Here is a 23,822-nt window from a genome sequence, read left to right on the forward strand (position 1 = left end):
CCAGCGGCCACCACCGTCCAACACGCCGCTACGCGGAGGTTTTCAAATGAGGCAACGTATCCGGCTACGCGGAGGTTTTCTATGAGTCAACGCGGCCTGTTGTCCTGTCGCAGCCGGAAGAGTAGGGTACGGGCACAATCGCATCTTGGGGTCGCGCGCTGATTCGGGGGAATCATGAAAAGCCTATTTTCTGCTGCCGTAATTGTGTCACTGTCGCTCGGTTTGGTGGTGTTACCACCCTCTCTGCCGCAGGCCAGCGCCGCTACCGCAACACTGGCCATTACCGACGGCGGATCAGGAACCGCCGCAAAGGCGACCGCTCAGTTCAGCCCGGCAGTCACGGGCCAGGCTGTCAAACTGCAAGCAAAAACGATTGTCACCTCCATGACCACCGAAGTGACCTCCTCAACGTGGAAGACGGTTGCCAGCGGCACCCAAGATGCCGGCGGCAAGGCGAACTTCAGCATCTCTAATCCGCTGGAGGTTAGGCACCAGTACCGTGCGGTGAGCGGCACTGGCAGTAGCGAGACGGTCTCCGGCACTATCACTTACGTGGCCAAGACCCCGTTCAAGAAGACCGGGATTCCCGCGGTGTCCCTCAACACCAACGAGGGCAAATCGATCAATACCCGCAGCCGCTACTTCGAAGGCCAGTTTGCCATTAAGGCAGGGACTGGCTGCGCGGCCGTCTCGTCACAGTTGGCGGTAGCCAAGGGCCGGGGCAACTCATCATGGAATTTCGCCAAGAAGTCGTACACGGTCAAGCTCGACAAGAAGGTCGACCTGTGCGGGATGGGCGCCAGCAAGAAATGGGCTCTGGTGGCGAATCACTATGACAAGTCGCTGCTGCGCAACTCGCTCGCCGGTTTCGTCGGCTCGAAGATGACGAAGCTGGCTTGGACGCCCAAGTCCAAGCCGGTGGACCTCTATGTCAATGGTTCCTACCGCGGTTCGTACCTGCTGATTGAGCGGATTGCAGTCACTGATCCGGCCAAGAAGAAGCCGGGCGAGGCGGTCCGCGTCAGCGTGCCCGAACTGGACTCGAGCTCAAGCAACAAGACCGGCGGTTACGTCCTTGAGTGGGATTTTCGAAAGGGTGCCGATTACAACGTGACGGTCGGTAGACGCGGCTTTGTCGGGATTAAGGAACCTGAAAACGATTATGACGAAGCCGGGAAGAACACCGGAAAGGGCATCACACCGGCGCAGGTCAAATACATTGACGGGTATCTTGATGCCGCGGACAAGGCGCTGTTCGGAAAGAACTTCAAGTCCTCCACCAAAGGCTGGCGAAAGTACATCGACCAGCGCTCCGCCGTCGACTATTACATCGCGATGGAACTCATGAAACCCGTCGACGGCAACATGTGGGCCAGCGTCTACATGTACAAGAAGGTGAACGGGAAACTGTATTTTGGGCCGTTATGGGACTTTGATATGTCAGCCGGTAACTCGAGTCGGGCTGGAAAAGCTGCAAGCACGAACACTTGGTATCTCCGCGATCCCCTGAAGATCCCCGCACGGCAGTCGGCGGACACCTGGTTCAACCGGCTGAACGACGATCCTGGCTTTAGGAAGGCCGTCAGCAAGCGCTGGACGCAGGTTCACGCCGGGCTGAAGAAGAGCGATTCTTACCTAGCCAGCCAGAGCAAAATGATCTCGAAATCTGCGGCGGCAAACTTCAAGCGGTGGAAGGCCAAGGAGAAGCTCCTGAGCTACCAGATCGTCAAAGGCTCGTGGGCGAAGGAAGTCAGCTTCCTACGCAGCTGGACTAAGAGCCGGATCAAGTGGATGAACAGCCGGTACAGGTAGCCTGCAGTCGCCTCCTGACTCCCGGGCGGCGTCCTGGTCTGCGACGTTCCCACGGCCGGGCGACCAGCGCCCAGCCGCAGGAAGTGACCTGCTACTCGCCGGTTCCGGCGTCGCCGCCACCATCGGACAGGCCGTCCTGCCCGGATGTACCGGGTTCTTGAGTCTCTTCCGGTGCCGGGGCCTGCGTCGCTTCCGGGGAAGGCTCGGCGGTCTGGCCCGTTTCCGGGGCAGGAGCCGAACCCTGTTCGGTGCCGTTCGATTCGTTTAGTCCCGGCTCTTCACCTTCGGTAGAGCTGTTGCCGTCCACTGCGGGATCATCCGTCGTTGCAGCGTCGTCGGTCGCACCGTCTTGGGATTTCGCGGGGTTTTCGTCTTGTTTGGCCGGTTTGTCCGTTTGTTCCGCTGCCTCCTGGCTGCCGCCCAAGGAGCCAAGGGTCGTCTTATAGGCGCTTGACGCTCGATCAATCCCTGTGGCAGACGAAACCAGGCTGGAGATCGGCTGGCTGGTGCCGAATTCGACCGCGGTTATGCCGATCATTGCGATGGCGAAAGCCGCCGCGCTGGCCAGTCCAACCTTGACCCACGTCATCGGCGCGACGGGCTTCCTGGCGGGTTTATCCTTCCGTCTGGTCGGCTCGGCCGGCGGTTGGATCGGCTCGGACGGGGCGCTGGCCGCCACCTCTTCGACCTCCCGGAGGGCTCCCACTCGGGCCTTCGGGATTTTCTTTAGGGCCACAGTGGCGGCGGAACTCAGCGTCCGGGCGTAGAGTGCAGCGCCCACCGTGGCGACGATGGAACCAATTGCGGCGCCGATCAGCGTTCCGGCGACGCCGAGAAAGGAACCCACCAGCGCGGAGGTCACCGCGGCCATCGCCGAGCCTATAGTCTGGGTGCCACTTAGCCCGAGCAAGGGTTTGGGCTTGTTGTCGTCGGCAGCGGAGTCGTCAGCCATATTTCGTACCTAGTTCAATTCGGGGATTATTACGGATAGGTAACGATACCGGTGTGTAGTCGGTTCCCGGTACGGCAGAGTCGAATTGAGACGTTGCTCACCCCAATGGGAGGTCGTTTTGGCGTCCCCCTGACCACGGCCTGCGTCGTCGGTGAGCGGTCGTCGTCGCCTCCGTTACGTGGAGAGGTGACATTTAGTGGCCTCCGCCGACATCTGCTATGCGCCCGTGCGCCAAGCTCGAACCAGCGTGTGACCCCGAACTAACAACCCGTTCACACGGTAACGCCAGGACAGCCTGCGCCAGCCAAAGGTGGAACCATCCGCGGCCCCGGACCACGGTGACGATGGTGAGGGTCTGGAACTTGAGGAAGGCTGCTGCCGGGGTCCGTAGGGCAGCAGGCAATGGGGCTCTTCCGAATGAGCCTTACCGGTGAATAGCACCGGGGCGTGACTATGGCGACGGGGCAGTCTGGGCGCGATCGCCGGTCCGACTCTGTCACGATCAGCAGTGCCCGCCGCCCTGTTGGCGGCCTGCAGGAATGGTGCGGAATGGTAGACTCGGTACTTTGTCTTATTGCCCGGATATTGGGGGAAATGCATGTCTTCTCGTGCTCGCTTGCGGCGTTTGGTGACTGGCGATTCGGCTGCGAAGCTGGCCGTGATGCGGGAACAGACAAAGTTAATTCGGCAGCAAAACGCTTTGTTGGCAAGCCAGAACAAGCAGTTGTCGGAATCGTTGGCGTTCATCGCTGCGGAATCGAAGCGGACCCGCGCAGCCGCCGAGAACATACGGGGCGTGGTCATGGCCCCAATCCGACAGGAAATTTCCGAGCTCATTCAGGCTCGACAGCTCACCTTCATGGAAAGCGTTGCCGCGTTGCGAGATGGGCGTAAGAGCCTTGCCCGGTTCGGTGACGGGGAGTTCCGGCTCATGTACCGGCTTGAGCACAAGCTGAAGTTCCAGAGGAACACCCCGGAGCTCATGGCAGCCCTTCGTGGCGTCCTCACCGATCCCTCGCCGAACACGTTGATCGGGATGCCGCAGGTCTTCTTGGGTATTCATTGGTCGATCGTTTTTGCTGAAACGTGGCACTTTGTGCGCCCGCTCGTTGAAGGCCACGACCGCTTCTTGAACTCCCACATAACCCGACCAATGTTCTTTCAGCATCACGGACAGGACGCTGTCGACGCGTGGAGATCCGTGTGGGAGGGGCGCCGTGCAACCGTCGTAACGGGGAAAGGCTCGCGGTTCGACCTAGTCCCTGCTCTGTTCGACAATCTGGAACAGGTCAAGTTCATCGATTCGACGCCGACCGACGCGTTTTTCGATCTCGACCGTCTCATTGGCGATATCACCGATTCCGGAATGGATCTCGTCCTGTTATCCCTCGGACCCGCCGCTACCGTCGCTGCTGACATGCTCGCCGCGAGGGGCATTCAGGCCCTCGACATCGGTCACCTGTCCTCCAGTTACGAGAACGTTCTGATGGGTGCAGAGCTCCCTGAGCACGTTCCAGCAATTCGCCGGTAATCATCCTGTACGCCTCGCTGTCATTGCGCGGCAAGCATCTCTCCACGCCAAAAAGGGTTGGCTCCTGCTAGTCGATGTAGCGCCGAGGCGGTGGCGCTTCGCCCGCGCATCGGTGTCCGCCCAGTTGGGTTGCCCCAGAGAGCGGATCGTGAGCCGGCTCCACGTTCAAAGAGTGCATGAGACGCCGGACAACGCTCGGATCATCGAAGATGTCAGGGGAGGGTCAGGTTGAGGAGTTCTGTGGCAGCGCTGGGGGTTCGTGTGCTTCCCCAAGTCTCATGCAAGTGTGCGTCTTCCTCTGGCATACAGGCAAGACGCTGGTTTCTTTAGGAGGAGATTTGATACCGAGGACTCGGTTGATTTGCAGTCTTGAAGCACCGCCGTAGGGACTTGTGTGCTCGGCCGAGATAATGGGACCGGCAGATGACCGCCGAAACCGGTGGTAGGCGAGTGGATTGGCCCAGGACTTGAACGTAAGCGGCTCCAACCGGCCCATTGCCTGTAAAAGTTCTATATTGTTGTGCCCCGGACAGGAATCGAACCTGCGACCAAGAGATTAGAAGGCTCCTGCTCTATCCGCTGAGCTACCGAGGCTGGCGGCTTCGGCCCGAGCCGCCAGCGCCGGCGCGCGGTTCGGGGCAAATCCACCATTTACTCTATCAAGCCGTCGAGCGCCCGCGAGGCGGTGAAAAGGGTCTGTTCGAACAGTTCGGCGTAGGTGTCCAGGGTCAGCTGCGCAGAGGAGTGGCCGGCGATCCGCCGGGCCAGCTTGATGTCCTTGGTGGCATGCAGAATCAGGCTCACCGCCGTGTGGCGCAGATCGTGGAAGGTGGGGGCCGGGCTGAGCCCGGCCCGGGCGGCGGCCGGACGCAGCACCCGGGCGGCGAAGTTGGAGTGGTGCAGCCGGGCAGGGGGACCGCCGCCGCGGCTGCGGGAGCGGAACAGCAGCCCGTCGGAGGGCCGGGCGGCGAGCACCATGGCGGCGACCTTGTCCGGCACCGGGACGGTGCGCGTACCGCCGTTCTTGGTGTTCGGCGACGGCGTGCCGGCGTCCCCCTCCTTCCAGGAGCGCCGCACCGCCAGCAGCCAGCCTTCCGGTGCGCGGCGGAAATCCGCGGCACTTAGCGCCGTGATCTCGCCCCAGCGCAGGCCGGTGGTGCCGGCCAGCATGACCAGGTCCGTCCAGGGCGCGCACTGCTCGGCCAGGGCTTGAAGCTGCGGCATGGACAGGTACACGCGGTGCTTCTGCACGGGTGCCCGCGGCACATAGCCGGCCCGGCCGGTGGCATCGGTGGCGGGGTTGGCCGGCAGCAGTTCCAGGTAGACGGTGTGGCGCATCAGCCGGATGAACATCAGCGCCACCCGCCGCCGGGTATTGCTGCCGGACTGGCCGCGGCTGCCGGCCCGAAGGCCTGCGATCCACTCTCCGACGTCGCGCCAGTGCACACAGTCCACAGGGATCGACGCCCAGCGCGGCTCGATGTGCCGATGCCAGTTCTTCCGGTAGTTGGCCTCGGTGCTTGCCGCGATCGGGCCACCGCGGAGGCCCTGGCTGGTCAGCAGGCGCATCCAATCGGCGTAGAGTTCGCCGACGGTCACCGTCCCTGCCCGCCGGGGCGGTGCGGGCCCGGCGGCGCCGCCACGGGCGGGCACGCGGTACACCCGCCGCCGGTGCGCGCGGGCTTCGACTGCGTCCATGCCTCCAAGGCTAGGAGCCCGCCGGCCGCGGCGGAGCCGGAGGCGGCCCTCCTGTGGACAACCCGGCGCCTGGATGCGCGCACGGGGTCCTTCCTACACATGCGCCCGGCTGCGGAATCCTGTCCACAGGGGGCCGGCCGGCGCTGTCGCCGGGCGGCCGGTGCCGGAAGAGTGGCAGCTGCCGGCGGGACCGCCGGTTTCGAGAAGATCGGAGGCAGGAGATGAGCGACTACATCACGGTCCGCGGCGTGCTCGGCACGGAGGTGCAGCGGAAGCGGACCAAGAAGGGTGACGCGGTGGCCGAGTTCAGGCTGGCGTCGTCGGGGGACTGGCTGAACCGGGACACCGGCGAGTGGGTCAAGGGCATGACCAACTGGTACACGGTCCAGGCCTTCCGCGGCTTGGCCGAAAACCTGTGGCGGAGCTTGTCCAAGGGCGACCCGGTGGTGGTGACAGGCAAGCTGAAACTGCGCCAGTGGGAACTGCAGGACGGCCGCCGCGGCACGTCTCCGGAGATCGACGCCGATTCGATCGGGCACGACCTGCGCCGGGGCACCGCGGAGTTCATCAAGAACTGGACCGCGGCGCCGGTGAGCGCCGCCCTGCCGGACGGCCAGGACGGGCAGCGCTCGGGTGCGGACTACCGCTCGATGGCCTTGGCGGATCCGCAGCCGGCGGACGCTCATCCTGAGACGGGCGGCGACACGTTTGAAACGGGCCAACCGGTCATGGTCCCGCCGGATGACGACGAGCCCGCCGGCGAGGCCAGGGAAAGCGGGGCGGACTTGCCGCTGGCCAGCTGAGCGTCCGGTGGCGGGCGGCGGCACCCGGCCGCCACCGGATGGCAGTTGTCCTGAATGTGTGATCGCGGGGTGCAGCGACTAGCCTTGGGGGCATGGCGGAATTCATTTACACGATGACCAAGGCTCGCAAGGCCGTTGGCGACAAAGTCATTCTGGACGACGTGAGCATGTCGTTCTTCCCCGGCGCCAAGATCGGCGTCGTCGGCCCCAACGGTGCGGGCAAGTCCACGATCCTGAAGATCATGGCCGGCCTGGACACCCCGTCCAACGGCGAGGCCAGGCTCAGCCCCGGCTACACCGTGGGCATCCTGCTGCAGGAGCCGCCTCTGAACGAGGAAAAGACGGTCCTGGGTAACGTCCAGGAGGGCGTCGGCGAGATTTACGGGAAGATCCAGCGCTTCAACGAGATCTCCGAAGAGATGGCCAGCCCGGACGCCGACTACGATGCGCTGCTGGAGGAGATGGGCAAGCTGCAGGAGGCCATCGACGCCGCCGATGCATGGGACATCGACTCGCAGCTGGAGCAGGCCATGGATGCGCTGCGCTGCCCGCCGGGCGACGCCGATGTGACCGTGCTCTCCGGCGGCGAGCGGCGCCGGGTGGCGCTGTGCAAGCTGCTGCTGCAGAAGCCGGACCTGCTGCTGCTCGACGAGCCCACCAACCATCTGGACGCCGAAAGCGTGCTGTGGCTGGAACAGCACCTGAAGTCGTACGCCGGAGCAGTCCTGGCCGTGACCCACGACCGGTACTTCCTGGACCACGTGGCCGAATGGATCGCCGAAGTGGACCGCGGCCACCTGTACCCGTACGAGGGCAACTACTCCACGTACCTGGAGAAGAAGCGGGCCCGGCTGGAAGTCCAGGGCAAGAAAGACCAAAAGCTGGCCAAGCGCCTGTCCGAGGAACTGGACTGGGTCCGTTCCAACGCCAAGGGCCGGCAGACCAAGTCCAAGGCCCGTCTGGCGCGCTACGAGGAAATGGCCGCCGAGGCCGAGCGCACCCGGAAGCTGGACTTCGAAGAAATCCAGATTCCGCCGGGACCGCGGCTGGGCCAGCTGGTCATCGAGGCGAGCGACCTGCGCAAGGGGTACGGCGACCGCGAGCTGATCAACGGGCTGTCCTTCTCGCTGCCGCGCAACGGCATTGTCGGCGTGATCGGCCCCAACGGCGTCGGCAAGACCACGCTGTTCAAGACCATCGTCGGCCTCGAACCGCTCGACGGCGGCGAGCTGAAGATCGGCGATTCGGTGAAGATTTCCTACGTGGACCAGTCCCGCGGCGGCATCGACCCGAACAAGACCCTGTGGGAGGTCGTCTCCGACGGGCTGGACCACATCCAGGTGGGCCAGGTCGAAATGCCGTCCCGCGCCTACGTCTCCGCCTTCGGCTTCAAGGGCCCGGACCAGCAGAAGAAGGCCGGTGTGCTCTCCGGCGGTGAACGCAACCGGCTGAACCTGGCCATGACCCTGAAGCAGGGCGGCAATCTGCTGCTGCTTGACGAACCGACCAACGACCTGGACGTCGAAACCCTGTCCAGCCTGGAAAACGCGCTGCTGGAATTCCCCGGCTGCGCCGTGGTGGTCTCGCACGACCGCTGGTTCCTGGACCGGGTGGCCACCCACATCCTGGCGTACGAGGGCACCGAGGAAGAACCGGCGAACTGGTACTGGTTCGAGGGCAACTTCGATTCCTACGAGCAGAACAAGGTGGAACGGCTGGGACCGGATGCGGCCAAGCCGCACCGCGTGACACACCGACGCCTGACCCGCGACTGATACGTAGGTCCGCGGTCTTTCCGGACTGCGTGTGGGCGGCTCCCGTTCCGGGGGCCGCCCGCTCCGTTTTGAGGCCCGGTACGGGGACATCGTTCCCGTACCGGGCCTTTAGCACCTCGGCGCCGGTGCCGAAAGCCGCTTTGTCCGATCGTCGCCTGCCGTACACCGGGCGGCAACCCGGCCGGCCCTGTTGCTTTACCGTTTGACCATAGCGTGGTCTGGTCATCGAGTCAGCGGTACAGAAAGAGCTACATTGACCACGCACGCTTTGCCTTCCAATACTGTTCCCGCCGGTGCGCCGGCTCCCGTCGCTATCGGTGACGTGCAGGTCGGTGCCGGGCAGCCGGTCTACGTGATCGGCGAGATCGGGATCAACACAACGGCGACATCGAGATCGCCAAGCAGTTGATCGACGTCGCGGCCGAGGCCGGTGCGAATGCGGTGAAGTTCCAGAAGCGCACGCCGGAGATTTCCACCCCGGCGGGTATGCGGGACAAGATGCGCTCCACCCCGTGGGGCGAGATGACTTACCTGGATTACCGGTACCGGGTGGAGTTCGATATGCCGATCTACCAGAAGCTGATCTCGCACGCCGCCGACCGCGGGCTGCACTGCTTCGCCTCGCCGTGGGATGTTCCCTCGGTCGCGTTCATGGAAGAGGCCGGCGCGCTGACCCACAAGGTCGCCTCCGCTTCGGTCACCGACCTGGAGCTGCTGGCCGCGCTGCGCGAGACCGGCAAGCCGGTGATCCTCTCCACCGGGATGTCCACGATCGAGCAGATCGATAAGGCCGTGGAGACGCTGGGCACGGAGAAGCTGATCCTGATGCACGCGACCTCCACCTACCCGCTGCCGCCGGAAGAGGCGAACCTGCGGATGATCAGCACGCTGCAGGAGCGCTACCAGGTGCCGGTGGGTTACTCCGGGCACGAGCGGGGCCTGCAGATCTCGCTCGCCGCGGTCGCTTTGGGCGCGGTCACGGTGGAGCGGCACATCACGCTGGATAGGACCATGTGGGGCTCGGACCAGGCGTCCTCGCTGGAGCCGAAGGGCTTCGAGGCGCTGATCCGTGACATCCGGATCCTCGAAGATGCCATGGGCGACGGCGTCAAGCGTGTCTTCCCGGGCGAGCTGGCACCGCTGTCCCGGCTGCGCCGGGTGGACGGCTAAGCACCCGCCATGAACCAGCCATTACTGAGCGTCATCATTCCGGCGAAAGACCAGGCACCTTTCATCCGCGACGCGATGACCAGCCTGACCCGCCAGTTCGATGATCCCTCGGTGATGGAAATCATCGTCATCGATGACGGTTCCACCGACGGGACCGGGGAGCTGGCCGCCGCCTTTACCGGCCGGCTCCCCGGCCTGCAGATCCACCGCAACGACATCCCCCTGGGGGTGGCTTCGGCCCGCAACCGCGGCCTCGACCATGCCACCGGCCGTTTCATCACTTTCTTCGATCCGGATGACTGGTACGCCCCGGGGCACCTGGCGAAAATCACCGCCGACATTGCCGCTCTCGACGTGGACTTCCTCCGGGTGGACCACATCCGCCACGCCAACGGCAATCGTTCGCTGCAGCGGGCCCCCCAGGCTCGACGAGGCGTCCGCCTCGACCCGCGCGAGAGCATCATGCCAGAGACGGCAGCGACCATGGTGGACTACCCGTACTCGTGGGCAGGCATCTTCAGCAGCGCACTCGCGGCGTCGGGGCTACTTCATTTTCCCGAGGGCCAGCACACCGCCGAAGACCGCGCATGGATCTGGCGGCTGCATCTGGGCGCCCGGTCCTATGCCGTGGTAAATGCCCCCGGAATCCTGTATCGCCGTGGAGTCTCCAGTTCCCTCACGCAGATCTACGACGAACGGCAACTCGACTTCTTGACCGCATTCCTGGACATCTTTGGAATAGTCGGTGACAACGCAGAGGCCGCCAGATTCTGGCCGAAGGCGGTGCGCCAGTTTTTCGCGATTGCCTGTCACCATCTCAAGCGGGCGCCCGGGATGGAGCCGTGGATCCGCGAGGACCTCACTTTGGGCATTGAAGCCACGATGCGTCGTATTCCTGCCAAGGTCCGCGAGGAAGGCCTGCAAACGCTTGATGTTGAAAGACGCAAGATCCTGACCAACCTCATGGAGCGGAGCGTTCTTTGAAACAGTTGATCGCAGCCTCGACGCTGTATCAGTGCATCTCCCTGGCCGCCATGATCGACGATGGGAGCCTGCCCCCGGCCGACGAACGGATACTGGTCCTTGCGGGATCGGCACATCAACCTGAACTCAGCGCCCGAATCCAGGACACCCCTGGCTTCGAACGCATTGCAACGAGGTTCGACCGCATCGTCGACCTCGGCGCGTTGCTGTGGCCCCGCAGACCGGGCCAATTCAAGCCGCGCGAGGAAGAGTTGGCCCTCTGGGAGACTTTGCTGAGATCGCACTGGGAATTAGGCTCCGGCCCTCTTCAACTGGTGGTGGAATCGATTCAAGTGGACCCCGCCATCGCGTTATGCCGGATATTTGGCGACGCCACCGTTTGGGTGCATTCCGACGGGCTGATGAGCTATGGGCCGACGCGCAATGCGACTTCACTGAGCGTCGCCCAGCGACTCGACGGAATCATCTACGTGGACCTGGTTCCCGGACTGCATCCTCAGCTACTTGCAGAACATCAACCGGCGATGGTTGCGGTAGAGCGGCCGCGCTTGAAGGCTGTCATAGAGGACGTGGCGGCCGTGAACAGCATTCCGGAGGAGTTTGGGGTCTCGCCAGGCAGTACGGCACTGATCCTCGGACAGTACCTGGCGGACTTGGGAATCCTGACTGTTGAAGAGGAAGATCTCCTGCACCGCAAAATGCTGATGCAGGCTGCCAGCCGCGGTATCCGCCACTGCATCTTCAAGCCGCATCCCAGTGCCGGGCCGGCGGCGACCAAGCACATGCAGCAGACAGCCAAGCGACTGGGGATCGCGATCTCCGTGCTGGAGAGCCCGGTGCTGGCAGAGGTGGTGATGGAGAAGATCCGGCCGGACTTGGTCGTGAGTTGCTTTTCGACGGCGTTGATCACGGCAAAATTTGTCTACGGTATCGAGACGATGGCAGTTGGGACGGAGATGCTGCTCGAACGCCTCACTCCCTACCAAAACAGCAACCGGATTCCTGTCACGATTGTGGATGCCATCGTGGTCAGGGGACTGGAACCGCCGGGAGACGAGCCCAGGATTCAACCCATCGAGCAGAGCTTGCAGGCGCTCGTCGAGGCTGTTTCTTACTGCATGCAGCCTCGCACCTTGGCGTCCGCCCGGGCATCGACAATCGAGTTCCTTGAGGGAACGGGCAGCGACAGCCTTCGGTATTTCAAGCGGCTTCGGCTGGCGAAGCTGGACCTTCCGGTCAGCGAGTATCCCAAGGAATCTCCTTCGCTCAGGAGCCTGCGGGTGTCCGGGCGTGGAGCGGTAAAACGCTGGCTGCGTCCCCTGCGCAGCCAGTCCGAACGGCGAGGAGCCTAGCGCGCGAACGGTCGATCCCGGTCCGGCGCCCGGATCCGGACAGTGCCAGGGCCTGGACGTCTACGGACCCTCAGGGATCCGGATCATGCCTTCCTGGGCGACGGTGGCGACCAGTTCGCCGTCGCGGTTGAAGATTTTGCCGACGGCGAGGCCGCGGGCGCCTGAGGCGCTGGGGGAGGACTGGACATAGAGCAGCCAGTCGTCCACGCGCACCGGCCGGTGCCACCACATGGCGTGGTCCAGGCTGGCCACGCTCATGCCGGGAGTCACCCAGCTGACGCCGTGCTGGCGGAGGATGGGTTCCAGCAGCGTGTAGTCGCTGCCGAAGGCCAGCGCGGCGCGGTGCAGGCCCTGGTCGTCGGGCAGCGGACCCTTGGTCTTCATCCAGACGGCATTGACCGCCTGGCGTTCGCCCTTGGCCTGGATGTAGAGGGCGTCCTGGACGTGGCGGACGTCGAACGGCCGGTGGTAGGCCATGTGCTGCGCCACCGGGTGGTCCACCTTGCCCAGCAGATCGGCGGTGCTCGGCAGGGTGTCCGGGTCCGGGATGCCGTCCGGGAAGGTCTCCTGATGTTCCAGTCCGTCGGCGGGCGTCTGGAACGAGGCGATCATCGACAGGATCGGCACGCCGTTTTGGTAGGCATGGGTGCGGCGGGCAGAGAAGGACCGTCCGTCACGCAGCCGTTCGACGCCGAACGTGATCGGCAGGTCCGCGTCGCCGGCGCGCAGGAAGTACCCGTGCATGGAGTGGATCGGCCGGTCGGGTTCGACCGTCCGCTGGGCCGCGATCACCGACTGGGCCAGCACCTGGCCGCCGAAGACCCGTCCGCGCGGCTGCTTTTCGGAGACGCCGACGAAGATTTCCTCATCCGTGTTGGCGCCGTCGGCGTCGGAGAGGTCCAGCAGCTCCAGCAACACTGCCGTCGGATCGGCGTGTTCCTCAATGGCGGTCATGTGCTCTCCTTGCCGGTTACCCGCGGGTACGAACATCTCCGACAGTAGTTCGCGCCCGCCAACCACTCAACTCCGGCGCGGCGGCAACGTCCGCGAGCGGCCCTTCCGGTCCGGGCTGGTTCGTGGTGGCTGCCGCGCTTTGAGAAGATGGCAGCATGCCTACCGTTCCGCCGAACGCCCCGCGTTTCCCGATCCAGCTCCGGTTCAGCGACATCGATTCCTACGGCCACGTGAACAATGTGACCTATCTGGGGTATCTGGAAACGGCCCGGGTGCTGCTGCACCTGACGCGGCCGGAGCAACCCGCAGGAGCCGGCGGGGAGCCGGGCGCAACGCTGCGTGAACTGGCCGGCACCGACCATCAGACGCTGGTGGGACGGCAGGAAATCGAATACCGGGTACCGCTGGAGTTCCGGACCGAACCCGTGCACGTGGGGGTGTGGGTGACACGGATCGGCAACTCCAGCTTCGACCTGGGCTACGCCGTCGTCGATGAGGACCAGGCCGGCACCGTGCATGCGCTGGGCGCGTCGACCATGGTGCTGGCATCTGCCGCCACGGGACGGCCGGTGCAACTGCCCGAGCGCTACCGCGCCGCGCTGCAGCAATGGGCCGGCCCGGCGGTTCCGTTCCGCAACAGCACCCAAACTGCCGGCGCCGGACAGCAGGCCGCCCAGTGACCCCCACCGTGGCGCCCGTTCTGCAGCTGGCCGACGTGCAGGTGGCGGCGGACTTGAAGACCTATGTCAGCCGGGCCCGGGCCGCCGGAGAGAGCTCGATCCACCTGCAGGCCTTCGGCAGCGTGCTGGCCGCCTACGTGTGTTTGATGCGGCCGCGGATCCTGGGCGAATCGACGCCGACCATCCTGGGCCTGCGGGTGATGCCGCTGGCCGCGCCGGCGGCCGTCGAGGAGACCGTCCCGTTGGCTGCGGTCGGGGACCGGCTGGCCAGGATGGGGAATGAGGAAACCGGCCTGGCCGTTCCGCCGACCACGCTCACCGAGTCGTGGACCGGGGTGTTGCCGCCGCGCTCGGGCTGGGAGCACACCGGGGTGCTCGACTCCGCCGTGCTGGAGGAAGCCGCCCGGGACGGGATCCGGCAGGTTTCCGAGGCGCTGCCGGAGAGCCCGGGGCAGCTGATGGTCAACAATGCCCGCGGCACGGTGTGGAGCAGGCCGCTGCCGGGCACCGGCGGGCTGCCGGCCGGCGTAGAACTTCCGTCGGGGGCGGCGTTTGCCGCGCTGACGTTGGGCTTCCTGGACGGGAACCCGGCTGCGGTGTACCGGAACGGCCGGTGGCTGCGGGTGAGCACCGGCCGTGGTCACGTGCTGGTGCGCAGCGGCGCCTCGCTCTAGAGCGAGCCGTTTAGGCGCTGTTGACCATCGAGTGGGCGGCGCGTTCGAAGTAATCCCAGAGGGTCTGCTCGTGCAGCGGCGGCAGCTCCAAGGAATCGACCGCCCGGCGCATGTGTGTCAGCCAGCGGTCGCGGGCGTCGAAGTCCACCTTGAAGGGCTGGTGCCGCATCCGCAGCCGCGGGTGGCCGCGCTGTTCGCTGTAGGTGCCCGGGCCGCCCCAGTACTGTTCGAGGAACATCCGCATCCTGATCTTGGCCGGCCCCAGGTCCTCTTCGGGGTACATCTCCCGCAGCACGTCGTCCTCGGCGATGCCGTCGTAGAACACGTCCACCAGTTTCACGAACGTCTCGTGGCCGCCGACGGCGTTGTAGAAGTTGTCCGTGTACTCGGGCTGCTTGAACGCGTTCGCGGCCGCCGGTGCCGGCGTCAGGGTGGCCAGCGGCTGGCCGAAGCGGGACTGAATGGCCATGCCCTCGGCCGGCTGCGTCGGAGCTGCGGGGGAGTCGGGCTGTGCGGGGTTCTGCGGTGTTTCGGTCATCGGTGGTCTCTGTTCGCTGATGCTGTCAGCACCCATTGTCTCAGCCGGGGACAACCACTGGTTCGTGCAGGACGGGGAAGTTCACGCTCCGCGCAATGAAACAGACCTTGTTGGCGTCCCCGTGCAGGCGTTGGGCGAGCTCGGCCTGCCCCGCATCCGCGATGGCAACGCGCGGCCGCAGCGTTACGGAAGTGAATTCGCCGCTGCCGTCCCGGTTCAGGCGCAGGGTGCCCTCGGCGTCGTCGTCATAGGCGGTCACCACGATGCCGTTCTTCACCGCGATGTGCAGGTAGGAGAGCATGTGGCACTGGGACAGCGCGGTCAGCAGCAACTGTTCCGGGTTCCAGCGGTCCTTGTCCCCGTGGAAGGTCGGGTCCGCGGTGCCGGCCAGGTCCGGCAGCCCTGCCGCGCGGACCACGTGGTCGCGCCCGTAGCCGCGATAGCTGGCGGTACCGTCGCCCCGGTTGCCGGTCCAGTGGAGCGAAACTGCGTAGTGGTGCTGGGAGAGGTCCATGGGGACATTAAACCCCGCACCTCCGCGCTGCACCCGCCGCCACCCGATCCCGCGCGGCTCAGCGGCAGGCGGTGATTTCGTAGAGCGCCGCGCTGCCGTGGGAGGCGATGAGGCGGAAGCCGTGCGAAAAGTCGATGCGTTGGAAGCCGGGCCACTGGTGCCGTGCGCTGTGCTGGTAGCCGCGGATCGGCCCGTCGTCGTAGAGATAGGTGGCGCCGGTGCTCTGCAGCGCCGGGCAGACGCGGGGATCGGATGTGATGTTGCGGAAGTGCCGGCGCAGGTAGTCCTTGTCCTTGCTGCCCGCGCTGCTGACGTTCTGGAAGTAGACGGTCTGGTGGCCGGTGAGGGAGTAGATGTAGGGCAGGCCGTTGAACGGGTCGCCGATGACGATGGCGTCGTCGGGCAGCAGCGGCCCGAGCGAGCGGATGAAATCCTGCTCGTCGCCCAGCAGCGCCCGGCCGTCCCGGTGCTCGGTGATGCTGTAGCGGATGGAGGCCGCGTCGACGCGCACGTCGTGCCGTAAGGCGCCGGTGGTCACGAAGAGCGCGGCCAGCACGGCGAAAGCCAGTCCCGCGGCTGCAAGTTTGTGGCGATTGGCGCGGGCGGTGGGGGTGGCGCCGGCCCGCAGCGGGAGGATGAGCCGCGCCAGCAGCGTGCACAACTGATCCAACGCCAGTGCGGCGAAGACCACGCCGAAGATGTGGACCAGCGGGGCGATCCGCGGCGGGTCGGTGTACCAGAAGCCGGTCAGCCAGCGGAACGGCAGGTCTTCCGGCCCTGCGGCCAGGATGAACAGCACGACGGCGGCCGCCATCCCGGCCACCGCCGGCCAGGTCCTCCGGCTGAAACACGCCAGCAGTGCTCCGCACACCATCAGGATGCCGACGGCGACGGCGTAGCTTGCCGGAACGGCATCGGCGCTGTCCGGCTGGCGCGGCAGGTCGAAGAACACCCACACCAGTGCGTCCGCCCAGTCCGCCGAACGCGCCCGCGGGTAGGACATCACCGCCGCCAACTGTTGGGACTGGGTCAGCAGGACGACGCCGGCGAGCAGGACGGCCCCGAGCACGCCGATGGCAGCAACGAAGCCAGCGCGGTGGCTGCGCCACAGACGGGCCAGCCCGAGGACTGCGAGGCGTGCCAGATAGAAACCGCCGAGCACCAGCAGACTGGCGAGGGCCGAGGGATGGATCCAGACGGCACCGAAGGTGACCATCGCGAGGGCCGCGAGGTCCGCCGTCGTCCTTCGCCACTCCGAGCGAGGCAGGGAACTTCCGGCTGCTTCGGCATTCTCGCCGGGTCCCGCGCCGGGGCGGGCATCCGCCCCGACGTCCGTTTCCGCTTCGGGTCCGGGGGTGGGGGTCTCACTTCCGCCGGCGGGCCGAACAGCGCCCGGCAGCCGGTACTGCAGTTCGATGCCGAGCGCGAGGATGGCCGGCAGCAGGGCCGCCGCGAAGCCGTTGGGCCACTGGCCGGCGCGGAACATCTGGACGAAGGGAAAGGCCAGCATGGAGGAGGCGATCAGCGGGGTCAGGACCCAGACCAGCGGGCGGGCGGGACACATGGCGCGGGCGAGCAGCGCGAGCGAGGCCGGCCAGACCAGGCAGCCGATGACCAGGCAGGACAAATTGCCCGCCGTCACCACGTCGCCCGGCACCAGGGACACCACGGCGTGCCAGCCGGCCGGATAGAACGACGGCGGTGCGCCCCCGAAGATCGGCCAGATGCTCCACGGGCTGGCCTGGCCGTTGTCCTTGATCCATTGCAGGACGTTGACGTGGTAAGTCGGATCCCACGCCTGCGACACGCGGTCGATGGACCCCATCGCCTCGAGCATCACCCAGCCCAGGATCAGGGCGGTGATGGCCAGCGACGCCGCCATCAGCCACTGGACCGAGCGCGGCACGGCCACGATGCGGGCTTCGGGCGGACCGATGGCCCGTCCGATCAGCCAGCAGAGCCCAATGCCCAGCGCGGCCAGTACCGCGGCGGACAGCAGGTTCCAGCGCACGCCGGTGAGCAGGCAGGCCATTGTTCCGACGGCGGCCAGCGCGGTGCCGGCGGCCGGGCCGAGCACCAGGGCGCGGATCGCCGGCTGCCGCAGCGCGCGGAGCGCCAGGAACCCGGGCAGGTAAAAAACGGCCAGCATGACCGCCAATTGCAGGGCAACCGTCAGCGGGCCCATGCCGGCTTCGGCCTCCAACAGTCACCGGCCGGCAACGGCCGTGCGTCCCGTGCCGCACCGGCGTCGATCGGGCGACGGCGGGGCTGGCGGCTGGACATCTGGCTCCTTCCCCTCCGCGCTGTTGAGGCATTCTAGATCCGCCGACGGCGTGTGCAGTACCTCTCCGTGGAGCGCTCAACGAACCGTAGATGCGGCCGGCCGGAAACGCAGCTGCCCGCCGGAACTGACGTTCCGGCGGGCAGTGTGATGGGGCGGCGAGGGCTCCGCGCGGCTGGGTCTCCGTTCGGCCGGGTCTCCGTTCGGCCGGGTCTCTACGCGGCCGGGTCTCTACTCGGCGCTGGCGCGCCTCCATCGACCACCGAGATGCCCGAGAGGGTTATTTGTCGGCGGCCTGGGCCTTGAGGGCGCGGACCACGCCGTCGCGGCTTTCCAGCACTAGTCGGCGCAGCGCGGGAGTGCGGTCCGCCAGCTTCTCCAGCCAGGCATCAGTGGCGTCCACGGTGGCCTGGGTGGTCAGCTGCGACGGGTAGAGCCCCACCACGATCTGCTGCGAGAGCTCGTGCGTGCGCGTGGTCCAGATGTCTTCGATGGCGTCGAAGTACTTGGCCGCGAAGGGCTCCAGCAGCGCGGTGTCGTGCACGCGGGTGAAGCCGGCGATGACCGACTGCTGGGTGGCGTTGGGCAGGTCGCCCTTGACCACCACGGCGTCCCACGCCGCCGCTTTCGCCTCGGCGGTGGGGATGGCGGCCTGGGCCAGCGCGGCGGCACGCTGCCCGGTGGCGGTGTGGTCGCGTTCCAGCTCGGCGTCGATCTCGGCCTGGCCGAAGCGGCCGCCGGCCACCAGCGAGGTGAGCAGTTCCCAGCGCAGATCGGCGTCAACGGTCAGCCCGTCCAGCGTGCGCCCGCCGTCCAGCAGCGCTGCGACGGTGTCCAGCTGCTCCTCGGTCTGCGCGTGCACGGCAAAAGCCTTGGCGAACTGCAGCTGGGAGTCGGACCCGGCGGCTGCCTGCCCGGCCAGGTCCCAGAGCCGGTCGGCCGCGGCGATGGTCAGCCGCTTGCGGTCGTCCGGGTTCACGTAGAAGGCCAGCGTGGTGGCCAGCTGGCGCAGCAGCACCAACACCACCGAGGAGTCGGTCTCGTAGGCGATGTTGTTCAGCACCAGCTCCACGTATTCCCGCGCTGGGGTCTCGCCGTCGCGGGTGGCGTCCCAGGCCGAGGCCAGCACCAGCGTGCGCGGCAGCGACGCGGTGAAGTCCTTCAGGTGGGCCTTGGACGTGGCCAGCGAGGCCTCGTCCAGGCGGATCTTGGCGTAGGCCAGATCGTCGTCGTTAAGCAGCACCAGCGCGGGGCGGGCCAGGCCGGCCAGCTGCGGCACCTCGGTGCGCTCGCCGTCCACGTCCAGTTCTTCGCGGTGCGTGCGCACCAGCTTGCCGGCCTCGTCCAGGTTGTAGAAGCCGACGGCGAGGCGGTGCGGCCGGATGGTGGGGTAGCCCTCCGGCGCAGACTGGAGGATCGCGAACGAGGTGATGGCACCGGCGTGGTCGGTGGAAATCTCCGGACGCAGGGTGTTCACGCCGGCGGTTTCCAGCCACTTGGCGGACCAATCCTTCAGGTCGCGGCCGCTGGAGACCTCCAGCTCGCCGAGCAGGTCGGCCAGCTCGGTGTTGGCCCAGGCGTGCTTGCCGAAGTACTCGCGCACGCCGGCCATGAACTCCTCCTGACCCACCCAGGCCACCAGCTGGCGCAGCACCGAGGCGCCCTTGGCGTAGGTGATGCCGTCGAAGTTGACCTGCACGTCCTCCAGGTCCTTGATCTCCGCGGTGATCGGGTGCGTGGAGGGCAGCTGGTCCTGGCGGTAGGCCCAGGACTTCTCCATGGACGCGAAGGTGGTCCACGCGTTGCTGTACTCGGTGGCTTCGGCGGCGGCGAGTGTGGACATGAACTCGGCGAAGGACTCGTTCAGCCACAGGTCGTTCCACCAGCGCATGGTGACCAGGTCGCCGAACCACATGTGCGCCAGCTCGTGCAGCACGGTGATGGCCCGGCGCTCCACCATGGCGTCGGTGGGGCGGGAGCGGAACACGTAGTTCTCCAGGAAGGTGACCGCGCCGGCGTTCTCCATGGCGCCGGCGTTGAACTCCGGCACGAACAGCTGGTCGTACTTGGCGAACGGGTACGGGGTGCCGAACTGCTTCTCATAGAACTCGAAGCCCTGCCGGGTGAGGGTAAAGATGTTCTCGGCGTCCATGTACTGCATCAGCGACTTGCGTGCGAACACGCCCAAAGGGATGATGCGGCCGTCGGAGCTGGTCAGCTCGCTGCGCACCGACTGGTACGGGCCGGCGATCAGCGCGGTGATGTAGGAGGAGATCCGCGGGGTGGGCTCGAACGCCCAGGTGGCGGCAGCAGCGCCGTCGTCCGTGGAACCCACGTGCTGCGGCGCCGGGGTGGGGGAGTTGGAGATGACGTCCCAGTGCGACGGCGCGGTGACGGTGAAGCGGAAGGCCGCCTTCAGGTCAGGCTGCTCGAAGACGGCGAACATGCGGCGCGAGTCGGGAACTTCGAACTGGCTGTACAGGTAGACCTCGTTGTCCACCGGGTCCACGAAGCGGTGCAGGCCCTCGCCGGTGTTCATGTAGTGCGCGTCGGCGTCGATCTCCAGCACGTTGTGCTCGGCCAGATCCGGCAGCTGGATGCGCACGCCGTCGGAGACCTCGGCCGGATCCAGCGCCGTGCCGTTGAGCGTGACCGAGCGGACGGTGTCCGTGATGGCGTCAATGAAGGTGGAGCCGCCCGCGGTGGCGGTGAAGGTGACCACGGTGTGCGAGCCGAAAACCTTGGCGCCGCGGGTGAGGTCCAGCGTGACGTCATACGACTCGACGTTGAGCAGTTCGGCGCGGGCCCGCGCTTCGTCACGGGTGAGATTCAAACCTGGCAAGATCGCCTCCAGAAGTACGGGTGTCCGTTGGTAAAGGACCGGTCGGAAGTGCCGGGAATCTGAAAGAACCCTTGCACAATGTGGTCATTGTCTCACCGCGGCGGGCGGCGGCGCAGCAGTTGTGGGAAAAAGGCGAATAGTTTCGGTTCTGTGTCCTCCCGGACGAGTTCTGTGTCTTTTCTGATGGCGTGGGTCAGCCGGTGAGTGCCTTGGTCCAGCCGGTGACATAACCGGTTTCATCGAACCGCTTCAGGGTTTCCCGGCTCTCCTGTGCCATCCGCGAGCGCAGCTCCGGGTCCCGCATCAGCGCCAAGATGCCGTCGGCCAGGGCCTGCCGGTCGCCGAACGGCGCCAGGAAGCCGTTCCTGCCGTGGCGGATCACGTCCCGCGGTCCGTAGTTGGCGTCGTAGGCGGCGACCGGGACGCCGAAGGACATGCTCTCCAGCAGGATCAGCGGGAACCCTTCGGAGGCCGACGTCAGCAGCGTGGCGCAGGCCGTGGCGTAGATGTCCGCGGGGATGTTGGTGAAGGGCGGGAAGTCGACGGCGGCGCCGAGGCCGAGTTCGTCGACCAGCGCGCGGATGGTCACTTCTTCGTCGTCGCCGTAGCCGAAGCCGAAGAGTTCCAGCCTGGCCTGCGGGTTGCCGGCCCGGACCAGGGCGAAAACCTGGATGGCCTCGTCCACGCGCTTTTTCGGGTGCAGGCGGGCGACCATGACCAGCCGGTTCGGATCGGTGGCCGGGGTGGCCGCCGAGGGCGCAGGCTGTTCCGGCGGCGCCAGCTGCCCGATGGTGTGCAGCCGGTCGGCGTGGCCGAACTCGGCGGCGATGTCCTCGCGCTGGGCGTCCGTGTGCAGGACGAGCCCGTCCCACTGGTCCAGATGCTCCAGCAGCTTGCGCCAGTTGCGGCTGACGCCCGAACCCGCGACGTACGGCGGCTCCAAGTGGTTGCTGTGCACGGCGGCGATGCGCCGCAGGTGGGGGTGCCGGACGCCGGCGATGGCGTCGTCCAAGGTCCGGCCGGGCAGGTTGTTCAGGTTCTCGCGGAATTCGGACGTGAGCACCGGAGACTCTTCGTCGGCCAGCAGTTGTTCGAAGGCATGCCGGTAGAGCTCGGCCGGATCCGCGAAGGCGAGGGCATCGCCGTCGTCGCGCGCCACGCCGTCGAACAGGTAGCAGCGTCCCCATTTGGGCGAGCCGGGCTGCTGCGTGATGGTCAGGAAGCAGCGGCCGTTGCGGCCGATCAGGCGCCGCGCGGTGGGCGTCTTTGACGCTTCCGGGAAATGCTGCACCAGCACCAGCCGGCCTTGGTGGTCCATGTCATCCCGGCGGATCCGCGTACGGTTGGGTGCCAATTGTTCGACGGCGGCGAGGGCGCCATCGGGCTGGAACCTCACGTAGTATTCCTGCACCCCGTCACGGAAGTACCCGAAGGCGTAGCCGGAGTTGCCGAGCGAAACAACGTCGTAGTCGGCCTCGGACGGCGGCTGGACCGGCTCGCGGGTGTCGGGCCCGGGGCTGGGGTCCAGCCCATAGAGGACGCTGCGGGCCTTCACATCCGGATGCAGATGGCCATCCGCCGTCAGCTCGGCCACCTCGCTGGCCAGCCGGAACTGCAGGCCCAGCACCTCGATCCAGACCTGTTCCACGGCGCCATTCCTGGCCAGTGTGTTGGCCCGGGTTCGCACCGCCTTGACCAGGCCCCCGCGCTTGAGGGCCAGAGTGTTGACGGGGAAGTGGGCTATAGGCGACACGCTCGCATCCTGTCGGAACGGATGCCGCTATTGTTGCCGCCCCACGGGGATCCGTAAAGGGCCCGCGGCCGTGTGCAGAGCCTGGCTCCTGCGGTCAGCGGCGCCGGCTCAGGGTGTCCTGGGGAGCCGCCGGCCTCTAGAGATGTTTAAGATCGCGCCGATCCCTTGTGCCGGACCGTGGAGACTGAAAGCTGGTCCTGTTCCCGCTGGCCTTGCGGGCGGACTGTTCATGCCGGCGGTGATGGCTTACCGCAGGGACCAAGGGCGCCGGTTCCACTAGCCCGGCCGGTGGCAACCGCCGTCGGGACCCAACCCGCCCCGCCCCCTCGACTATTCAGCAGGCGCCCTTTTCGGCCGCCATCAGGGCGCCTGCTGAATAGTGCTTGGGGCGGGGCGGTTACAGTCGAATCAGTACGCACAAGGACAGGGGAGAGATGAGCGGCACCATCACGGCCAGCGAGGCAACCTACCGGCCGACCTTCGACGTCCGGGCCGTGATCCTCGGCGTCGGCGTCCCGGTGCTGATGGCCGCCGGGCTTGGGCTGTGGCTGCTGTCCGTGGCCGGGCGGATGCCTGATCCGGTGGCCTCGCACTTTGACGCATCCGGCGTGGCCGATGATTTCTCCGGCTTCACCTCCACCGCGATCACCGCCGTCGTCGTGACCGCTTTCACCGGGGCCGTATGCGGGTTCTGCATCGCCCTGTACGCCGTGCCGCTGGCCATGCGCCGCTTCGGCGTGGGATTCAGCATCCTGATCACCGCGTTCTGCGTGATGATCTTCGTGGCCGGCATCGCGCCGCAGCTCGACGCCGCGGACGCCGCCGGGACCCGACTCGACTGGGGGCTCTTCTGGACCGGCGTCGGGCTGGCGGTGCTGCCGGCGATAGGCCTGCCCTGGCTCCTGAAGCGCGACGACCACGTCAACGCGGTGCCCGCCGAGGTTCCGGATGGCTCCCATCTCGACGTCGATGCCGCCCGCCGCGGCGAGGCGGTGGAGGTGAAAATCAGCGGCTCGCGGACCCTGATGACGGTCCTGGGCGTGCTGATGTTCGGGTCCATCGCGTGGCTGGCCGTGGCTTCCTGGTGGTGGCTGGTGGTGGCCGCAGTCCTCACCGCAGCCCTGTTGGCGTTCTTCGTGGCCACCGTGCGGGCCGGCGCCGACGGACTGAGCGTGCGGATACTGGGCCGCTGGCGGGTGGTGTCCATCCCGGTTTCGGACTTCCGCGTTGCCACGGCCGCGCGGGAGATCTACCCCATGCAGTACGGCGGGTGGGGCTACCGGATCTCCGCGTGGGGCTCGGCCTTCGTGGTGCGCACCGGACCCGCCGTGGTGCTGCATCTGGCCGGCGGCAAGGACTTCGTGGTCAACACGGACACGCTGCAGAACGCCGAGCGGATGGCCGCCGTCCTGAACGGCTACAAGACCGCAGCGCCGTCGTAAATCCGCCGCACATCAGGACCGGCGCGCCGCCTCCAGTAGGCTGGAAGCCGCCAATCTCCCTCCCCGC

The 23,822-nt window shown here is 66.5% G+C and carries 17 protein-coding genes, 1 tRNA gene and 1 pseudogene; 10 read left to right on the forward strand and 9 right to left on the reverse strand.

Annotated features, from left to right (window positions below):
- Positions 1-174 precede the first annotated feature (174 nt).
- Positions 175-1,812: a CotH kinase family protein gene (locus ACWF5H_RS05220; protein WP_452035370.1), complete on the forward strand. Its 1,638-nt coding sequence runs from the start codon at positions 175-177 to the stop codon at positions 1,810-1,812.
- 91 nt (positions 1,813-1,903) lie between these two features.
- Here ACWF5H_RS05220 and ACWF5H_RS05225 read toward each other — a convergent pair whose 3' ends face one another.
- Positions 1,904-2,764: a hypothetical protein gene (locus ACWF5H_RS05225; protein ID WP_452035372.1), complete on the reverse strand. Its 861-nt coding sequence runs from the start codon at positions 2,762-2,764 to the stop codon at positions 1,904-1,906.
- A 598-nt stretch (positions 2,765-3,362) separates the two neighbouring features.
- Here ACWF5H_RS05225 and ACWF5H_RS05230 point away from each other — a divergent pair.
- Positions 3,363-4,295 carry a GT-D fold domain-containing glycosyltransferase gene (locus tag ACWF5H_RS05230; RefSeq protein ID WP_452035373.1) on the forward strand — a complete coding sequence of 311 codons (933 nt, stop codon included), beginning with the start codon at positions 3,363-3,365 and terminating at the stop codon, positions 4,293-4,295.
- Positions 4,296-4,816: 521 nt separating this feature from the next.
- On the opposite strand, the gene ACWF5H_RS05235 is transcribed toward ACWF5H_RS05230, so the two are convergent.
- Positions 4,817-4,889: transfer RNA gene (locus ACWF5H_RS05235), tRNA-Arg, on the reverse strand.
- Between the two features lie 57 nt (positions 4,890-4,946).
- Positions 4,947-5,993 carry a tyrosine-type recombinase/integrase gene (locus tag ACWF5H_RS05240; RefSeq protein WP_452035375.1) on the reverse strand — a complete coding sequence of 349 codons (1,047 nt, stop codon included), beginning with the start codon at positions 5,991-5,993 and terminating at the stop codon, positions 4,947-4,949.
- A 221-nt stretch (positions 5,994-6,214) separates the two neighbouring features.
- Here ACWF5H_RS05240 and ACWF5H_RS05245 point away from each other — a divergent pair, with 221 nt between their 5' ends.
- The 5 genes and pseudogenes from ACWF5H_RS05245 to ACWF5H_RS05265 all read left to right on the forward strand — a co-directional run bounded on the left by ACWF5H_RS05245 (position 6,215) and on the right by ACWF5H_RS05265 (position 12,077).
- Positions 6,215-6,796: a single-stranded DNA-binding protein gene (locus ACWF5H_RS05245; RefSeq protein ID WP_452035376.1), complete on the forward strand. Its 582-nt coding sequence runs from the start codon at positions 6,215-6,217 to the stop codon at positions 6,794-6,796.
- A gap of 92 nt (positions 6,797-6,888) precedes the next feature.
- Positions 6,889-8,571, forward strand: coding sequence for an energy-dependent translational throttle protein EttA (gene ettA, locus ACWF5H_RS05250; protein ID WP_364650739.1), 1,683 nt, complete (start codon positions 6,889-6,891; stop codon positions 8,569-8,571).
- Positions 8,572-8,839: 268 nt separating this feature from the next.
- Positions 8,840-9,741: pseudogene (locus ACWF5H_RS05255) on the forward strand (N-acetylneuraminate synthase family protein).
- Between the two features lie 9 nt (positions 9,742-9,750).
- Complete coding sequence (locus ACWF5H_RS05260; protein ID WP_452035377.1) at positions 9,751-10,725, forward strand: glycosyltransferase family 2 protein; 975 nt, start codon at positions 9,751-9,753, stop codon at positions 10,723-10,725.
- A complete protein-coding gene (locus ACWF5H_RS05265; RefSeq protein WP_452035378.1) occupies positions 10,722-12,077 on the forward strand; it encodes a polysialyltransferase family glycosyltransferase in 1,356 nt (451 codons plus the stop codon). The genes ACWF5H_RS05260 and ACWF5H_RS05265 overlap by 4 nt, the downstream gene beginning before the upstream one ends.
- A gap of 60 nt (positions 12,078-12,137) precedes the next feature.
- Here the strand turns inward: ACWF5H_RS05265 and ACWF5H_RS05270 are convergent, their stop codons facing one another.
- Entirely contained in the window at positions 12,138-13,031 is an 894-nt protein-coding gene (locus tag ACWF5H_RS05270) for an acyl-CoA thioesterase (protein WP_452035379.1), read from the reverse strand.
- Between the two features lie 155 nt (positions 13,032-13,186).
- Between ACWF5H_RS05270 and ACWF5H_RS05275 the strand changes: the two genes are divergently transcribed.
- Together ACWF5H_RS05275 and ACWF5H_RS05280 are read left to right on the forward strand one after the other, a co-directional pair.
- Entirely contained in the window at positions 13,187-13,711 is a 525-nt protein-coding gene (locus ACWF5H_RS05275; RefSeq protein ID WP_452035381.1) for an acyl-CoA thioesterase, read from the forward strand.
- On the forward strand, positions 13,708-14,385 hold the full coding sequence (locus ACWF5H_RS05280) for a hypothetical protein (RefSeq protein WP_452035383.1): 678 nt from the start codon (positions 13,708-13,710) through the stop codon (positions 14,383-14,385). The genes ACWF5H_RS05275 and ACWF5H_RS05280 overlap by 4 nt, the downstream gene beginning before the upstream one ends.
- Positions 14,386-14,395: 10 nt before the next feature.
- On the opposite strand, the gene ACWF5H_RS05285 is transcribed toward ACWF5H_RS05280, so the two are convergent.
- The 5 genes from ACWF5H_RS05285 to ACWF5H_RS05305 form a co-directional block, all read right to left on the reverse strand.
- On the reverse strand, positions 14,396-14,923 hold the full coding sequence (locus ACWF5H_RS05285; protein ID WP_452035384.1) for a globin: 528 nt from the start codon (positions 14,921-14,923) through the stop codon (positions 14,396-14,398).
- A gap of 40 nt (positions 14,924-14,963) precedes the next feature.
- Positions 14,964-15,437: an OsmC family protein gene (locus ACWF5H_RS05290; RefSeq protein ID WP_364652425.1), complete on the reverse strand. Its 474-nt coding sequence runs from the start codon at positions 15,435-15,437 to the stop codon at positions 14,964-14,966.
- 58 nt (positions 15,438-15,495) lie between these two features.
- Positions 15,496-17,622, reverse strand: coding sequence for a DUF6541 family protein (locus ACWF5H_RS05295; RefSeq protein ID WP_452035387.1), 2,127 nt, complete (start codon positions 17,620-17,622; stop codon positions 15,496-15,498).
- Positions 17,623-17,998: 376 nt separating this feature from the next.
- Positions 17,999-20,551 carry an aminopeptidase N gene (gene pepN / locus ACWF5H_RS05300; protein WP_452036035.1) on the reverse strand — a complete coding sequence of 851 codons (2,553 nt, stop codon included), beginning with the start codon at positions 20,549-20,551 and terminating at the stop codon, positions 17,999-18,001.
- A 202-nt stretch (positions 20,552-20,753) separates the two neighbouring features.
- Positions 20,754-22,313 (reverse strand): glycosyltransferase, encoded by a 1,560-nt coding sequence (locus tag ACWF5H_RS05305; RefSeq protein WP_452035388.1) that lies wholly within the window; start codon positions 22,311-22,313, stop codon positions 20,754-20,756.
- A gap of 434 nt (positions 22,314-22,747) precedes the next feature.
- Here ACWF5H_RS05305 and ACWF5H_RS05310 point away from each other — a divergent pair, with 434 nt between their 5' ends.
- Positions 22,748-23,755 (forward strand): hypothetical protein, encoded by a 1,008-nt coding sequence (locus tag ACWF5H_RS05310; RefSeq protein ID WP_452035390.1) that lies wholly within the window; start codon positions 22,748-22,750, stop codon positions 23,753-23,755.
- The last annotated feature ends 67 nt before the right edge of the window (positions 23,756-23,822 follow it).

The organism is Arthrobacter sp. NPDC055138 (assembly GCF_053607305.1).

What these genes read in the sequence shown, in the direction of transcription:
- ACWF5H_RS05270 (WP_452035379.1), bottom strand. Translation starts at nt 13,031, where the DNA reads ATGACCGCCATTGAGGAACACGCCGATCCGACGGCAGTGTTGCTGGAG.
- ACWF5H_RS05275 (WP_452035381.1), top strand. Translation starts at nt 13,187, where the DNA reads ATGCCTACCGTTCCGCCGAACGCCCCGCGTTTCCCGATCCAGCTCCGG.
- ACWF5H_RS05295 (WP_452035387.1), bottom strand. Translation starts at nt 17,622, where the DNA reads ATGGGCCCGCTGACGGTTGCCCTGCAATTGGCGGTCATGCTGGCCGTT.
- ACWF5H_RS05310 (WP_452035390.1), top strand. Translation starts at nt 22,748, where the DNA reads ATGAGCGGCACCATCACGGCCAGCGAGGCAACCTACCGGCCGACCTTC.
- ACWF5H_RS05220 (WP_452035370.1), top strand. Translation starts at nt 175, where the DNA reads ATGAAAAGCCTATTTTCTGCTGCCGTAATTGTGTCACTGTCGCTCGGT.
- ettA (WP_364650739.1), top strand. Translation starts at nt 6,889, where the DNA reads ATGGCGGAATTCATTTACACGATGACCAAGGCTCGCAAGGCCGTTGGC.
- ACWF5H_RS05230 (WP_452035373.1), top strand. Translation starts at nt 3,363, where the DNA reads ATGTCTTCTCGTGCTCGCTTGCGGCGTTTGGTGACTGGCGATTCGGCT.
- ACWF5H_RS05290 (WP_364652425.1), bottom strand. Translation starts at nt 15,437, where the DNA reads ATGGACCTCTCCCAGCACCACTACGCAGTTTCGCTCCACTGGACCGGC.
- ACWF5H_RS05240 (WP_452035375.1), bottom strand. Translation starts at nt 5,993, where the DNA reads ATGGACGCAGTCGAAGCCCGCGCGCACCGGCGGCGGGTGTACCGCGTG.
- ACWF5H_RS05245 (WP_452035376.1), top strand. Translation starts at nt 6,215, where the DNA reads ATGAGCGACTACATCACGGTCCGCGGCGTGCTCGGCACGGAGGTGCAG.
- ACWF5H_RS05260 (WP_452035377.1), top strand. Translation starts at nt 9,751, where the DNA reads ATGAACCAGCCATTACTGAGCGTCATCATTCCGGCGAAAGACCAGGCA.
- ACWF5H_RS05285 (WP_452035384.1), bottom strand. Translation starts at nt 14,923, where the DNA reads ATGACCGAAACACCGCAGAACCCCGCACAGCCCGACTCCCCCGCAGCT.
- ACWF5H_RS05225 (WP_452035372.1), bottom strand. Translation starts at nt 2,764, where the DNA reads ATGGCTGACGACTCCGCTGCCGACGACAACAAGCCCAAACCCTTGCTC.